Genomic DNA, 14,692 nt, shown 5'->3' on the forward strand with positions numbered 1-14,692 from the left:
GCTGTCATCGGGGCGAGTGTGATTGGTTGGACGAATCGAGCTCCCTGCGACGTGGAGGTGCCGTGATCACCGACGATGGATATCTGGTTCCGCCCGCTTCCGGCGATTACGTGTCGGTCCGGGCGCTGACGGTGCGCGGCACTGACACCGAGATCGGGTCTGACCTCGCAACGCTGGCCCGCCGCGACTACGGCACGGTGCTCGCTCCCTACGCGAGTGTGATCTACGGACTGGGGCGACTTGCCTATTTCGAGATGAATTATCCGACGATGGCTGAGCGTGCTCGCGGTGCGGCTCAGGTCTTCGGTGTCGCGCAGGACTATGACTCCTCGGTGCTGGGATATGACCTGCCCGCACCGCCTCCCGGGTGCACGGTGGTGTGGTTCCCCGCCTCGCTGACCACCACCGGACGACCGATGTTCGGGCGTAACCTCGACTGGTTCGCCGGAACTTTGAGCAGTCAGCACGGCGTGGCGCCCAGCCCGGGCGAACACCCCTCGTGCAGCCGGACGGTGCTGACCACCACGGTCCCGAAATCCGGTCGCACGGTCGCCCAGCTCGGATGCCACGACCTCATGAGTCCCGGCCTGGACGGCGTCAACGATGCCGGGCTGATGATCGTCGTGCTGGTCGACCACACCGACCGTGGCAATGTCGGTGCGAGCACAGCAGGCGGTTTCAGTAGTGGGGTGAGCGCGATGCAACTGCCCGGGTGTGTGCTCAACTCCGCGAGCACCGTCGAGGAAGCGAAGCTGGTCATCCTGCGGCAGTCCCTCTTCTGCCCGGGGACGACCACCATGCACTGGTTCATCGCCGACGCCCACGGCGTCGCCACCGTCCTCGAAATCGATGGCGATTCCCGTCAATTCAGATTCATCGACCCGGCACCGGATCAGCCGTTCATCGTCACCAACCACGCCCTGCACCGCTACCCGACCGTCGACACCTTTCCCCAGGTACCGGCCGCCGAAGAACACAACTCCTTCGTCCGCTACCGAACACTCACCGACGCGATCGCCGCCCACCACGGGCAATGGACCCCCGCCGATATCAGCGCCCTGCTCGATACCGTCCTGTGCGCCTACGTCAGCAACGCCGCCGCCGGCATCGACGGCGAAGTCCCCGAACGCACCCTCTGGCAATACCTCGCCGACCCCACGAACCGCCACTACCGCTTCCGCTTCTACCGGCACGACACAGACCCGGTGCCTGGGACGAACCGGATGGGAGCCCAGTTCACCGAACCGATGGATTGGAGCCTGAGAGCGGATTGAACCGGGCTCAGGTCGCCAGCGAGTGCGCGAGCGACGCAGACACGCTGCGGATGAGCGAGATGTAACGAAGTCGGAGAGGGCCTTTCGCGGCAGCGGCGGTCAGACGAAAAATGAACTCTGCACGGGGCCTGGGGATTTCATCGGGGTGCGGGGGCCGATCAGCCAGGTGTCGGAGGTGTTCGCGACGAAACCTGTGAGATCGGCGTCGAGGTCGGGTGGGGTTTCGCCGTCGCCGGGGTCGGGAGTGCCATCGGCGCAGGCGATTTCGTCGGCGATCTCGGTTTCCGGACGGGAGTCGGCGGGGGCCGGTTCGAGGCCGTTGTCGCCGAGTCGTTGTCCGTGTGCCCAGGGTTCGATGACGGTTTGGTGCAGGAGGCCGCTGACGTCGGCGGCGACCGCGGGCGGTTGGGTCCAGCAGGTGGCGTGTTCGAAGAGGATCTGGCCGGGGGCGCGTTCACGCAGGGTGGCGGTGATATCGCCTGCGGCGGTACGCAAGTCGTAGGCGACGACCACGGTTTCGGTGGCGCCCGGTTCGTATTCTCGGGTGGGCAGGCCCAGCACGCGGGCAGCGGCCAGGCCGAGAATGCGATCGGCCCGACCGGGTAGCAGAGATATCGAGCGTGGATGTTGTTCCGCCGCGGACAACACCAGGGCCAGGCGGTCGAGACTGTAGCGGCACAACTGCGGGCTGTCGCCGAGGTAGGCCCAGCGACCGGTCATTCCGGCATCGAATCCGTAGGGCGACAGGGTGCCCAGGTAGCCGCCGGTCAAGGTGAAGTGCCAGCCGCGCAGGTCCCGATGATCCAACGAGGTAACGGCTTCGGCGCTGTCGGCGCGGGCGAGCATTCGTCCCACGCGGTCGCGGGCGAAGTCCCATTCGTCACCGGGTACCGGCAGTTGAGCGAACTCCGCCCGCGCCCGCGACAGGTCCCCGGACAGGATCGAGTTGTACGTCAAGTAGTACCGTTCCGGCCACGGAGACAGGGCCGATTCGTGCCGCAGGAGAGCCTCGACAGCTTCGGCGTGCCGGAATTCGTCTTCGAAGGCGGTGACCAGCTCACCGAGCGCCAGGCGCGAGGTGGGGTCGAGTCGCAGCGACTCGGTGAGCACCGGAATCGCGGCGAACGAGACGCCGTATTCGATGCACTGGTACCCCAACGCGGTCAGTGCCTGAGGGGCGTCCGGGTTGTCGAGTACCGCGCCCGCGGCGGCCGCCAGATCCTCGAACTCCGCCGCGGTCGCCAACTCTGCGAGCATCGCCGCAAGCTCCCGCAGTGTTGTGCGCTCGACGGCGAAACGCACCGCACGAACCGATCCAGCCAGGTCCCCCTCGGCGAGCAGCCGCCGAGCTTCTTCCAATTCCATTGTCATCGCCGTCAATCTTGGGTGAGAAACCCATTGGCGGCAAACGGATTCGCGTGATCGATCCGAGCGGCGCGAATCGAGAGGCCCCCGATATCGGCAGGTGAGCTCGGGGCAAGGTGTTTCAACCGTCTCCTCGTGCAAGCAGTCAGAGGGCCCGGAGCTTCGCGACTCGGGCGGTCAGAACCCGGTCTCCGAGGGCCAGACTCTGTGCGGAAACATCGAAGCCGAGGGCGGCTCCGCTGATGTATTCGACGACTGTGCGACTACCCACCGTGACGAATCGGACGACGCTCGCGCATCAGGGACATCGTGACGATCGGCCCGGCTGCTGGGATCTCGTGGGGGACTGCGCACCGGCGCGACAGCGCAACGGATTTGGTTGGGGTCTGATGACGGACAGGATCAGCGGCTGAAGCCAGCTATCGCGGTGTAGTAATGCCGTAGCTTGTCCGTAGTGCGCGGAGTAGGATAATGGCCATGACCAGCCCTGCCGAGCTACCCGAGATCCCGCAGCGCGAACTCCGTAACGACGCGAGCCGGGTGCTGCGCGAGGTCCGAGCCGGGCAGTCCTACACGATTACCGTCGACGGAGCGCCCGTCGCGGATCTTGTTCCGCATCGCCATGTCCACCGTCGAGCGGCTGTGCCGCGGGCGGAGGTTATCGCGGCTTTCGCGGGCCTGTCGGGTCCCGCTCGGGCACAGCTGGATTCTGACGGTCTGATCGACGACTCTCTCTACGACCCGTACGACCGGGCCTACCGACGCGGTGAGTTCGCCGGGGAGGGCAACGAATGACCGCGGCTCCCGCGCGCGGAATTGTCGACACGAACGTCCTGATCCTCATCGAAGAGCTCGACCCGACGGAACTACCGGATGAGCTCATGATCAGCTCGGTGACGATGGCAGAGCTCGCGGCCGGACCTCATTACGCCGCGGAGCCCGGGGAGCGGGCCCGCCGGATCGAACGAGTGCAGAACGCCGAGGCGATGTTCGAACCGATTCCGTTCGACACCAGGGCAGCACGGCGATTCGGACATATCGTTGCCGCCGTGCTGGCAGCCGGCCGCAACCCGCGACCCCGACGAATCGACCTGATGATCGCGTCGATAGCTTCGGCCAATCGCCTTCCACTCTTCACCGTGAACCCGCAGGATTTCGCAGGTCTGAGCGAGTTGCTGTCGGTAGTGCCGGTGACGCATCCGGACCAAGGCTGAGTATCGACTTTCTACGTCCAGTAGGCGAACTCGGGGTCCTGCGTCCACATAACCTCCATAGTTGAATTGCTCCGATGCCATGACAGTCCGCCAGGGTTGCCGCCACTGCGGAAGCTGTCAGCAGTCGGCACCTGTGGTGTGATGGCGGGAGGGTTTTGTCGCCGTTCGAGGGGTCCCGCATGTCCGATGCCGCATTACTCACCTGGACCGTAGTGGCCCTCCTCGGTGTGGTGACGCCAGGAATCGACACTGTGCTGGTCCTTCGGCACACCGTGCTCGGCAGTCGGCGTGACGGGTTGTTGGCACTGCTCGGCATCGGTCTCGGTTGCCTGGCTTGGGCAACGGCCAGTCTTGCTGGGCTTACCGCGCTACTCGCGGCATCGACCATGGCCTACAACATCATCCGTGTCGTCGGTGCCGCGTATCTGATCTGGTTGGGTGCCTCGGCGATCCGGAAAACGCTGTCGCGGAACACAACACAGGAAGCGGATCTACCGGCAGCCGCTGGTCGTGGCGGCCTCGCTGCCCTGCGGGCGGGCGTAGTGACCAACTTGCTCAACCCGAAGGTCGGCGTCTTCTACATCAGTTTGCTGCCCCAGTTCATGCCTGCTGGATCGAACGCCGCCCGTTGGGGCGTGCTGTTGGTGGCCATACACCTAGCGGTGACGTTCCTTTGGTATCCGATGCTGATCTGGTTCGCCGCGAAGGTGCGGGCCACGCTGGTTCGTCAGCGGGTGCGTCAGTGGATGGATCGGGTTACCGCCACCGTCCTCATCGGACTCGGCATCAAATTGGCCGCCGAAGCGCGTTAGAAGTATCAGTTGGACGGCGAATTCGGTACTGGCCCTGGAAATTTAGTCGTCGTGTGGCCCGGGTACCGTCGTCGCTTTCGGCTCGTGAGCGGGGTATGTGGTGCGGCCGAACGCTGTTGAGGCGCACGGGGTTCAGCGGTGTTCGTCGACGGCGGTGGCGGGGAGTTGTTGCCAGTGGGCGAGGACGGCTGGGTCCTGTAGGTCCATCCAGGCGGCTACGTCGGCGTGGGTGGCGCAGATCGTTTCGGGGTTGTCGCAGACCTCGGCCATGAAATCGGCGGTGGCGGGGTTGAAGGCATTGCCGTTCCAGGTGTTGAAATGGTTCGCGATGACCAGGGGTGCGCGGTTGCCGTCGAAGGCTCGGCGATACATATAGTCGTAGGTTTGTTTGGTGAGTTCGCGGGCTCGGGGTGCGGTTTCAGGTTGTTCTTTCGCCTTGTTGAAGGTGACCCAGAAGTTGTAGTCGAGGGCGGTCTGGCGTTGGCGCAGGACAGGGGAATAGACGAACGGGATCGGGAACTCCCAGATTCCGTCGATGCGTTGCGGCCAGTTCAAGCCGGGGTTCGAAGCGGGCATTGATGAATCCCATGTCATCGCGTGGTGGTGCCATGCCGGAATGAGTTGGGGGAGTTGGCCTTCCAGGCATTGGGTGCGGCCGCCGCGCACCACATCGGGTCCGAACAAGAGGTCGGGGCCGTCGTGGAGATTGTTGTTGGTGCGCCAGTTCGTCATCAAGGCGAAGAATTGGTCGAGTTCGTGGATCCAATCCTGAGTGGTCCATCGGTCGCCGTTGTATCCACCGCCTCGGCAGAAATGGCCGACGTAATGAGTGCCCATCTCGTGCCCGGCGAGCCACGTTCGATTCAGATAATCGATCTGCGTTCGGACATCGTCGGAGTTGCCGCCGAAGGCGATTGCCGACTGCCCGGGTTCGTGACCAGGGCCGTGATAGTGGTTTCGGTTCTCGTCGGTCAGGAAATAGAGGCCGGTCATCAATGCGGTGAAGCGGGCGTCGACGCGCTCGGCGGCCTCGAGGAACATGTCCCAGTTCGGCGTGACGCCGACACCGTCGAAAGAGAACAGGACGAACTGCGGTGGGCGTTCACCCGGCGCCAGCCTGCGCATCGGCACATTCGACTGTGCGCGTTGCGGCGGCAGGACCCCGGGCTGCGCGACTTCGATTGTCGCGGGGGCGGAATCGGGGTCTGTCGAGATGGCGCCGTGCGATGGCGCGCACGCGGTGACGATCCCGGCGGCCGCGCAGACAATGAGCCGTGCGATGCGCGTGCGTCGCCGCGGTTGCGTTCCGATGGGGGCGCGCGCTCGGTCTCTCATGTCGACTCCGCTCAGTTGCGACGCAGTCCGTGTGATCCGTCGTAACTGAGCTTCCCCCAGCAACACGCAGGATCCATTGATCATTCGCTCGGCGTGTCGCACATTTCATCGCCGGATAGGCCGGGTTGCCCTATGCGTGTTCGGCACGGAGCGGACCGCGGCGTCGCTCGTCGGACTGGTTCGACGATCAGTCACGTTGCGCGATGAACACGAACTCCCGGCCTGGACGGTCGGGGGCTTCTCGTACGTCCAGCACCCGAAAACCGCTCGCGCGCAAGCTGGACTCGACGGCGGCGCGACTCCGGAATCGAAGTGTCGAGTCCGAGGTGATCACGGTGTCGTCGGCGAGGAATCGGAAGGTGTGACGGAAGCAGACGAACGGCGGGTTCACATCGAGAACTTCCCGGCGTTGCTCGACAGTGCCTGTGCCGGGGATCTCGAGGATGACATGGTCGGAATCGGCGGCCCATTCTTCCCATATACGACGTTCGGGTCGTCTGGTTTCGAACACGAAGTGCCCACCGGGGCGTAGCGCGGAACGGATCGCTTCGAGCGTCCGGTTCCAGTCCTCGTCGGTGAGGAATATCTGTGCGACGTTCCCGGTCATCACCGCGAGGTCGGCGCTGAGCCCTGCTACTGCGGTTGCGTCACCGTGTATCCACGTGACTCCAGCGCTTAGCGGCTTCGATTTCGCGACCTCGAGGGAAGCTTCCGCAGGGTCGACTCCGACGACGACACGACCATGTTCGGCTAAGAGAACTGCCAAACACCCTGTCCCGCAGCCGATGTCGACCACGCGATCCGCTGCCAATTCCTCGGCGATGCCGAGGTAGGCGTTCAGGTCACGACGGTCGCCTTCGACGAAGTCATAGAGGGGCGCGAGGTGAGGGTGTGCAAACTCCGCGTCCGGCACCACACGAACATATCGGAGTCGGCCCCGGCCGTTGCGGCTTCGATGGAGGCGGCGCGTGGTCCCGCTTCGCCGCGGATATCTGGTGAACAATGGGCGGATGTTTGGACAGGGCAAGGACTTGAAGGTCGCGAGCGATCAGTTCGCGAATGCTCTCCCGATCACGCCGGAGCTGATCGCCGCCGCAGAAGCAGTGTTGGCCTCGATCCAGGACGAGATCGAACAGGGTCGGCGGCAGATCGCACAGTTCCATGCGAGCGATCCCAACCCCGGCGGCGGCACAGAGCTGGCGATCGCCACCCGCCAGGGCGCGGAGACTGCACTCACTGCCGAGCGCGGCCGCTGGAAGCGGATTGTGGAGGTCTTGCGCGAAGTCCCTCTGCGGCCTGTTGATCCGACTGGTCAGGCATATTTCGAGGGTCGACGTCCCGACTGATTCAGCATCGCCGCCAGCACTCGAGGCTTCGATGGCAACGGATGCGATTTACTGGGACGATGCCGATTCCGACCGAACGTGTGCCGACTTGGGTGCATCGTGTCGCTGTAGAGTTGGAGAGCTATCTGCGTGCCGCTAGTGCGCTGCCGCCACCAGCATCGACTACTGTCGCCGGGCGGTCGACCGGGGGGTATGCCCCGTCTCCGAACTCGCCAGTGGAAGGGCGGAGCCCGTGGGTCCACCTGTCCGACATTGCTGTTGATTGTGTTGGCGAAACGATCGTTCTCACGTTCACCTGGAAACTCGACGACCCTGATGCGGGCCGTTACCTCCTTCCCATGACAACGATGGAGGCAGACGAAATCACCGGATCGGATGCGCTGATCACACGGTTGGATTACTTCCTCGACTCGCACTGGCTTGGCAACCACACCGTCGATCTCGGAAATGGCGTGGTGCTGGTTGTCATGGCGAATGACAACCCGTGGCGCTGATCAGGGGTGGAACTGCCAGTTCAACTCGCCAGATTCGACGGCTGGTGTCCAGTGCTGGTCGAAGGGGGTGCCGGTTTCGAGGCTATGGGCTAGGTCGGCGAGCATCGCGCTCAGTGATGCCCATCGAGGGCCGGCGTCGTCGGCACCGACTTTGTCGAATTCGCCCCAGACATCGAGTTCCAGTTGGCGTTCCTGCACGACTCTGTCGAGATCGAAGAGTTCGTGGACCGGTAGCAACCTGAGCCAGGTTTCGCGGGAGAAACCGTTGATGTGGGTGACAGTGTCGAAAGCTCTTCGATTCGCCGACGGAGTTCGTCGTCGGGTAGGTCCGGGTCGTCGAACCCGTGCACGGTGGCGATCTCGTTCCCCAGTCGGAGCTGGACGACCTCGTTCACCGAGGCACCGCTTTCGTCGCGCGCGATTGCGCGTCCGGTCGTGATGAGTTCTTGTACGGCTGTATCGCGGTCAGGGGCGCTGCCGGAACGCCGGTTGCCGGTTGCTTGTGCGGCGTTCCAGCAGGAGACATCCCAGTTCGTCGTTGCCATCGGTTCCTTTCGAGAAGCTAGCGGTCAGTCGAACGGGCGCAGGCCGAGCATTGTTCGGGCCGAGGCGAGGACGAAGCGGCCGTTGCCGGTGGGGGTGAGCGCGGTGTTGCCCGCGAGGGCGTCGCGGTCGGGGTTCACGGCACGGAACGGGATGTCCCAGAGGGTTTGGCCGGTGCGCACGTCGAGGGCCCAGAGTCCGGTGGAGTCGGACAGGATTGCTGGGGAGTCGTCATGGCTGCTCACGGTGCCGGATCGGTCATTGACGTTGCGCCACAATGTTTCCCCGGTGCGTAGATCCAGGCCGGACCAGGTGTCACTGCTCGGATCGTGCAGGACGGCGACCTCGCCCAGGATCGCGACGGCGGTGCCGCGCTGGGTGGTCCCTCCGTCATTGGCGGGACCGGTGTAGAGCAAATCGGGATTCGTCCACCGCACAGTGCCATCTCGGCGGTCGAACGCCTTGTCTGCCAACAAGATCGGGATCGAGCCGTCGGCAGGATCGTCGACAGACAGGCTGTGGGCGGCGCTGTGGGTGGTGGCGGCCAGAACTCGGCCCGTGCGGTCGAGGATGTCGGTTCCCGTGATCTGGTAGCCGTTGCACTGTGTGTGGATGCGTTCGACCAGTGCCGGCTCGGTGATGGTGATACGTGAACATCCGTCGAGTTGGGCTGTCCACGTGGGGGTTCCGGTATCCAGGTCGAATCCGGCCAGGTCGGCGCCGAGTGCGATCAGCCCTTGGCCGTGGGTGACATCGAGCGCGTCGCTCGGCATGTCCTCCCAGCTGGTGCCGACCTCGAACGGGCGTGACCAATGCGAATCCGGATCGGGGAGGACGCCCGAATGTACACGGACATCATCGGATTCGACATCGCCTTCTGCCACGAAGAGCCGTCCGTCGTTGACTGCGAGCGCGAAAATATTCCAGTCGACAGGGGTTCGGGTGACAGCTCCGTCGGTGATGTCATAGCCGACCAATGCCGCCGATCGTGACAACGGGTCGGTGAAGCAGACGAGTTGGCCGTCGAGGGGGACGGCCGCGCAACCACCCAACTCCGCGGCGGGTGCGTGCCAGCGTGTTTCGCCGGTGGCGGCGTCGATGCCGTACATGACCGCGTCGCGTAGCTCGATGGATTCGTCGGTGGAGACTCCGACGACCGTGATCAGGGTGTCGCCGGTATCGATGAATCCGGGTCCGCCGAGGTTGATGCTCGTGCTGTGGATGGGGGAGCGGAACTCGGCGAACTGTTGTCCGAACATCGCGGCGGCGTCGATCGACCACGCCAATCCTGGTGCCGAGTCGTTGGTTCCGGTGATCTTACGGAGCGGATCGGGCGGCTGGAGTAGGACCGCGGCGGCGCCCGCACTGGTCACCAACGCGGCGACGGCGGCGACAACGAGTCCCCGAATTCCCGCGCGGCTGGTCACGACACCACGTCCAAACCGGGTGCGAGAGCGATGTTTTCGAGTTGATCGAGGGGTAGTGGCTGGATTGGCGCGGTGGCGGTAGATGTGACGCGCACCTGAGTCCCGGAGGGTTTGGTGACGATGACCGAGCGGGTGGACTCGACTTGCGTGTCTGTGCTCAACACGGTGACGTCGAACTCGCGGGTTTCGACAACCGCCCCATCCGGCAATGTTCGTGATCTGACTCGGGCATCTTCCCAGGACGGGGCGGTCTCGGTCGTCGCCGACTGCCCGGTCGCGAGGGAGATGTTCAGGCGGGAAGTCCCTGTCCCGTTCGTGGCGTGGACCGTCTGGCACAAGCCGCCGGTGTTGAACTCGCCCGGCCGAAGATCGCCCAGCGGGTGATCGAACGTCGTGCCGTCCAACCGAACACCGGCGAGGACGCTGTTGAGTCTTTCGGCAGTGGCCTCGGGGATCGGCTCGGGCTGATCCACCGATGACGAGCACGATTCCGGTGGTGATGGCGTGCCCGGCGGCACCGGTGCGGAGGAACCTACGCCGGGGGTCGTTGCAAGCGCGACCATTTCGTCGCGGGTCATGGGCACTGTCCCCGATGGGCGGTCGGCTGCGCTCGGTGCATCGGTGCCGTAAACCGACACCACATCGCCGTCGGGCGAATACGCGATGGCGATACGGGAAGTCGTGCGAACATCGTCGGCTTCCGACCAGGTGTCGTGGAGGTCGACGGTCGTGCCGTCGGCGAGAACCCGGCGTTCGTCGAGCTGTCCCGCGACACAGGGCGGGATCGCGGCTCCGGAATTCCGCACCGACACCGAGAGCGACCCCGCCTGATTCCCGCGACGTATCGATGCCTGGGCTGAGGTCGTCCCGGCGAACGGTTGCTCGGAATCCCCGAGGATCGGCTGGAAGAACAGCGACCGGTCGAACGAGGCCCGCTCGACGACAACACCGCTCGGCAACGCCGCACGCAGGGTGTTCGACATGGCGACAGCCTTCGGCCCCGAGAACCACGGGAAGGACGGATTGTCGTAGCCGAACTCGGACGAGGAGCCCCAGGTCGCGAACCCGCCTTCCGCCACCGGTGGTTCGACCTTGTCGCATCCGGGGATCTGCGTCGGATAGACGACCGGTGGTGTGCGGTAGGTGTGGGTGGCCGACGGTGGTGTCGTTACTCGGAGACTGGACGGTGGCGCGGTGGTCAGCTCGGGTTCCGGGTCGTGCAACAGCCCGCTGACGATCACACCGCCGGCTACCGCGGAGACGCACCACAATCCGACTGTCCACGCGGTGACCGACTTCGACGGCGTGGACGGTTGGGGCTCATCTGTCGTGCTTTCCGGCATCGGAGGTTCCTTCGCTGTCCGTGGCACGCGCGAGCAGGCGGTGCACACGGCGCGACAGATCAGCCTAGCAATCGGTCAGAAAACTTCTAGCCCGGCGGGCGTGAACACGAAACCGGCGAAATCGAACCTCGACACCATCACTTGATCGGGTGTTATCGACCTGACTGGTGCTTGGTTTGGCGTGATGGTTCGGGTTCTGTTGTCGGCCAGATCTGTATTCGGTAGTCCTCGACGGGTTCACCGAAGACTGGCCCGTCCCATTCGATCTCTTTGCCGCGGGCGTAGATTCGCACGCGATATCGGTGGGCACCCGCAGGTGTGAGCCGCCGCCCCTCGTCCTCCGGTATCGCTTGTTCGGCCATCCCGTACACCAGTGCCCACACCGCGATCCCGATATCGCGGTCGTACACGAGGTCGCCTTCGGCGGCGTCTTCCCAGTCGGCGTCGTCGTATCGGGGCGGGGAATCGTGTATCTGTAGTTCGACATCGACGGGTCCGGCGCGAGTGCCGACGAGGACTACGACTGTGTCGTCGGCAAATATGGCCAGGGGCAGCTCAGGATACCGGCCGTTGATCAGTTCGCGGTCGCAGTCCGGGGCGAGTAGAAACTGGTGGTACTCAGTTCCGATAATCTTTTGATGGCTGTCGACCAGCATTCCGTTGCCTTCCGCTAGCGACCTGGCCGAGATTTCGGAACCATTGATCAGTCGGTCGTGACATTGGTGAAGCGGTACCAGCCATCTCCCAAATCCGTCATGTCCTTCGGCCCGAAACCCCGTGGAAATCCTGTCGGTGAGTATGCCCACCCGGGGTTATGGCCCAGGCGGGCTCCGGCGGCCGGTTCCTCGTGAAAATACACTTCCCCAGCGCTGTTGTCGTACACGTGCTCGATGCGAATCGAACTGAACTCCAGCTGGCTTTCATAGGTCCGCCCAGGTTCGGCGTACAACCGGTCAACGGTCGCAGCGAATTGCGGGCGCACCCTGTCGAACTCGCGTTTTGAAGCGCTGTCGTGATCTTCGGAACCGCTGCACGCGGCGAGGATCGGAGCAAATGCTGCGGTGACCGCGATGGATATGAACAGCGTGACGCGTCTACTCGGCATTGCGGTGGGTGCCGTCGCGGACGGTGCCGACGAACTCCTCGATCAGGTCCTCCAAGGCGACTACTCCGACGGTGTTGCCGCGGCTGTCCACCACTCGCCCCAGGTGAGAGCTGGTGCGGCGCAAGCGGGCCAGTGCCTCGTACAACGGAGTTCCGGTGCTCACGGTGGGCAAGGGGCGGATGTCGGTCCGGGGGATGACGGTGTCGGGGCCCGCGTTGTCGTCGGCTACCTCGTCGAGGACGTCCTTGATGTGGAGGTAGCCGACCAGGGAGCCGTCGGCGGCGGCTACCGGGTAGCGGGAGAAGCCGGTTTCGGAGACTGCGGCTTCGACTTCGCCGAGGGTGGTTCCGTTGCCGATCAACGGCACGGATCTGGCCTGGGCGAGCGGGACCATGACGTCGCCGACGACCTGTTCGGAGGTGCCGAGGGCCTGGGTGAGGCGGCGGTGCTCTTCTTCGTCGAGGAGGCCTTCGGAGCGGGATTCGCCGATCATCTCGGCCAGTTCGACCGTGGACACCGTGGCGTCGAGTTCGTCCTTGGGTTCGACGCCCATCATCCGCAGCGTCATGTTCGCCGCGAGGTTGTAGACGGCGATCAGCGGGCGGGCGAGTTTCAGGAACATCAGGTGGATCGGAACCAGTAGCAGCGCACAGCGTTCCGGGCCGGCCAGGGCGATGTTCTTGGGGACCATTTCGCCGAGCAGGATGTGCAGGATCACCACGAGGGTCAGCGCGAGTGCGAAACCGACGGGGTGCAGCAATTGGTCCGGTAGACCGAGCAATTCGAACGGGCGCTCGATCAGGTGCGCGATGGCGGGCTCGCCGACGCGGCCGAGCAGGATCGAGCAGATGGTGATGCCGAGTTGGGCGGCGGCCAGCATCATCGACAGGTTCTCGCCCGCCTCGATCACTGTTTGCGCCTTCTTCTTGCCTTGGGCGACAAGGGCTTCGAGGCGGTCGCGGCGGGCGGAGATCAGCGCGAACTCGGCGGCGACGAAGAACGCGTTGCCTGCCAGGAGCACGACGGTGAGCAGGAGTCCGAAAATGTCACCCATGGTTGTGCTCCCGTTCCGCCAGGTTCGCCGCGTCGACGGGGATCAGGCGCACGCGGTCGATGCGTCGTCCGTCCATTCGTTCCACCCTGGCGATCCAGCCGCCACCGGAACCGCGGGATTCGGGCAGCACCACTTCGTCGCCGGTCACCGGGATGCGGCCGAGTTGGGCCAGCACCAGGCCGCCGAGGGTTTCGTATTCGCCTTCGGGTGCTTCGTAACCGGTCGCGCGCGACACCTCGTCGATGCGCATCAGGCCCGAGCAGTCCCAGCCGTCGGAGACTCGGCGGACATCGCGTTCCTCCTCGTCGTGCTCGTCGCGCACGTCGCCGAGGATCTCCTCGATCAGGTCCTCCATGGTCACCATGCCCGCGGTGCCGCCGTATTCGTCGACCACCAGCGCGACCTGCATGCCGTCGGCGCGCACCCGTTCGAGGACTTCGTCGCCGTCCAGGCTGGCGGGCACGATCGGGACCGCGACGGCCAGTTCGCTCAACGGGATCCGCTTGCGCAGCTCGCCCGGATGGGTGAACGCCTGCTTGACGTGGACCACGCCGAGGGTGTTGTCGAGGTCGCCGTCGACCACCGGGAACCGGGAGTAGCCGGTGCGGGCGGAGGCGGCGATGAGGTCGGCGATGGTGTCGTGGCGGTCGAGGGATTCGACCTTCACGCGCGGGGTCATCAGGTCCTCGGCGCTGCGTTCGCCGAATTCCAGCGAACGGTCCATCACCTGGGCGGTGCGCTGGTCCATCGCGCCACGCATGGCGGACGTGCGGACCAGGGAACCGAGTTCCTGTGGTGAACGGGCCGAGCGCAGTTCCTCGGCGGGCTCGATGCCAAGGCGGCGGACCACCCAGTTGGCGGTGCCGTTGAGGAAGCGGATGAGCCATTTGAACAGGGCGGAGAACCCGATCATCGGACCCGCGGTGAGCCGGGCGACCTTCATCGGCTCGGCGATCGCGATGTTCTTGGGCACCAGTTCGCCGTAGATCATCGACAGCGAGGTCGCGATGATCAGGGCCGCTGCCAGAGCGATGCCGCTCGAGGCGCTTTCGCTCAGACCGATGCCGCCCAGCAGCGGATCGAGCAGCCGGGCCAGCACGGGTTCGGCGATGTAGCCGGTGATCAGGGTGGTGATGGTGATGCCGAGCTGGGCGCCCGACAGCTGGAACGACAGGGTGTGATGGGCCTGTTTCACCAGCCGGGACCGGGTGTCACCGTCGCGCGCGGCCGCTTCGACGGTGCTGCGTTCCAGTGCGGTGAGGGAGAACTCGGCGGCGACGAACAGGGCCGTTCCGAGGGTGAGGGCGACGAAGCCGAGCAGGCTGAGCACGGTCAGAACGATGGACATCCTCAGCACCACCCGAGTGGTGCCGCAGGGAA

16 protein-coding genes are annotated in these 14,692 nt (G+C 64.8%); 6 read left to right on the plus strand and 10 right to left on the minus strand.

Features of this window, described 5'->3' with window-relative positions:
- Positions 1-62 precede the first annotated feature (62 nt).
- Positions 63-1,274 carry a linear amide C-N hydrolase gene (locus tag ACFW6D_RS06590; RefSeq protein ID WP_379325439.1) on the plus strand — a complete coding sequence of 404 codons (1,212 nt, stop codon included), beginning with the start codon at positions 63-65 and terminating at the stop codon, positions 1,272-1,274.
- A 99-nt stretch (positions 1,275-1,373) separates the two neighbouring features.
- Here ACFW6D_RS06590 and ACFW6D_RS06595 read toward each other — a convergent pair whose 3' ends face one another.
- Positions 1,374-2,645: a hypothetical protein gene (locus ACFW6D_RS06595; RefSeq protein WP_379325441.1), complete on the minus strand. Its 1,272-nt coding sequence runs from the start codon at positions 2,643-2,645 to the stop codon at positions 1,374-1,376.
- A 471-nt stretch (positions 2,646-3,116) separates the two neighbouring features.
- On the opposite strand from ACFW6D_RS06595, the gene ACFW6D_RS06600 reads away from it, so the two are divergent.
- From ACFW6D_RS06600 to ACFW6D_RS06610, 3 genes are all read left to right on the plus strand, one after another.
- Positions 3,117-3,434 carry a type II toxin-antitoxin system Phd/YefM family antitoxin gene (locus ACFW6D_RS06600; protein ID WP_379230887.1) on the plus strand — a complete coding sequence of 106 codons (318 nt, stop codon included), beginning with the start codon at positions 3,117-3,119 and terminating at the stop codon, positions 3,432-3,434.
- The gene (locus ACFW6D_RS06605) at positions 3,431-3,853 is read left to right on the plus strand and encodes a type II toxin-antitoxin system VapC family toxin (protein ID WP_379325443.1); all 423 of its coding nucleotides are present in this window, start codon (positions 3,431-3,433) and stop codon (positions 3,851-3,853) included. Before ACFW6D_RS06600 ends, ACFW6D_RS06605 begins: the two co-directional genes overlap by 4 nt.
- Before the next feature lie 179 nt (positions 3,854-4,032).
- The gene (locus ACFW6D_RS06610; protein WP_379325445.1) at positions 4,033-4,665 is read left to right on the plus strand and encodes a LysE family translocator; all 633 of its coding nucleotides are present in this window, start codon (positions 4,033-4,035) and stop codon (positions 4,663-4,665) included.
- 132 nt (positions 4,666-4,797) lie between these two features.
- Here ACFW6D_RS06610 and ACFW6D_RS06615 read toward each other — a convergent pair whose 3' ends face one another.
- Positions 4,798-6,000, minus strand: coding sequence for a polysaccharide deacetylase (locus ACFW6D_RS06615; protein ID WP_379325447.1), 1,203 nt, complete (start codon positions 5,998-6,000; stop codon positions 4,798-4,800).
- A gap of 187 nt (positions 6,001-6,187) precedes the next feature.
- Positions 6,188-6,916, minus strand: a complete 729-nt coding sequence (locus ACFW6D_RS06620; RefSeq protein WP_379325449.1) for a class I SAM-dependent methyltransferase — start codon at positions 6,914-6,916, stop codon at positions 6,188-6,190.
- Positions 6,917-6,968: 52 nt separating this feature from the next.
- Between ACFW6D_RS06620 and ACFW6D_RS06625 the strand changes: the two genes are divergently transcribed.
- Together ACFW6D_RS06625 and ACFW6D_RS06630 are read left to right on the plus strand one after the other, a co-directional pair.
- Positions 6,969-7,346: a hypothetical protein gene (locus ACFW6D_RS06625; RefSeq protein WP_379325451.1), complete on the plus strand. Its 378-nt coding sequence runs from the start codon at positions 6,969-6,971 to the stop codon at positions 7,344-7,346.
- A gap of 59 nt (positions 7,347-7,405) precedes the next feature.
- Entirely contained in the window at positions 7,406-7,840 is a 435-nt protein-coding gene (locus tag ACFW6D_RS06630; RefSeq protein WP_379325452.1) for a hypothetical protein, read from the plus strand.
- Here ACFW6D_RS06630 and ACFW6D_RS06635 read toward each other — a convergent pair whose 3' ends face one another.
- From ACFW6D_RS06635 to ACFW6D_RS06665, 7 genes are all read right to left on the minus strand, one after another.
- Positions 7,841-8,077 carry a hypothetical protein gene (locus ACFW6D_RS06635; RefSeq protein ID WP_379325454.1) on the minus strand — a complete coding sequence of 79 codons (237 nt, stop codon included), beginning with the start codon at positions 8,075-8,077 and terminating at the stop codon, positions 7,841-7,843.
- A gap of 332 nt (positions 8,078-8,409) precedes the next feature.
- Positions 8,410-9,810 carry a PQQ-binding-like beta-propeller repeat protein gene (locus ACFW6D_RS06640; RefSeq protein ID WP_379325456.1) on the minus strand — a complete coding sequence of 467 codons (1,401 nt, stop codon included), beginning with the start codon at positions 9,808-9,810 and terminating at the stop codon, positions 8,410-8,412.
- Positions 9,807-11,153 (minus strand): hypothetical protein, encoded by a 1,347-nt coding sequence (locus ACFW6D_RS06645; protein WP_379325458.1) that lies wholly within the window; start codon positions 11,151-11,153, stop codon positions 9,807-9,809. The genes ACFW6D_RS06640 and ACFW6D_RS06645 overlap by 4 nt, the downstream gene beginning before the upstream one ends.
- Before the next feature lie 152 nt (positions 11,154-11,305).
- Positions 11,306-11,809, minus strand: a complete 504-nt coding sequence (locus ACFW6D_RS06650) for a hypothetical protein (protein ID WP_379325460.1) — start codon at positions 11,807-11,809, stop codon at positions 11,306-11,308.
- A gap of 47 nt (positions 11,810-11,856) precedes the next feature.
- Positions 11,857-12,258 (minus strand): hypothetical protein, encoded by a 402-nt coding sequence (locus ACFW6D_RS06655; protein WP_379325462.1) that lies wholly within the window; start codon positions 12,256-12,258, stop codon positions 11,857-11,859.
- Positions 12,248-13,312 (minus strand): hemolysin family protein, encoded by a 1,065-nt coding sequence (locus ACFW6D_RS06660; protein ID WP_379325464.1) that lies wholly within the window; start codon positions 13,310-13,312, stop codon positions 12,248-12,250. The genes ACFW6D_RS06655 and ACFW6D_RS06660 overlap by 11 nt, the downstream gene beginning before the upstream one ends.
- Positions 13,305-14,660, minus strand: coding sequence for a hemolysin family protein (locus ACFW6D_RS06665; RefSeq protein WP_379325466.1), 1,356 nt, complete (start codon positions 14,658-14,660; stop codon positions 13,305-13,307). The genes ACFW6D_RS06660 and ACFW6D_RS06665 overlap by 8 nt, the downstream gene beginning before the upstream one ends.
- Between the last annotated feature and the right edge of the window lie 32 nt (positions 14,661-14,692).

Origin of the sequence: Nocardia sp. NPDC058705 (genome assembly GCF_042749305.1) — a bacterium.
Classification (GTDB): domain Bacteria; phylum Actinomycetota; class Actinomycetes; order Mycobacteriales; family Mycobacteriaceae; genus Nocardia.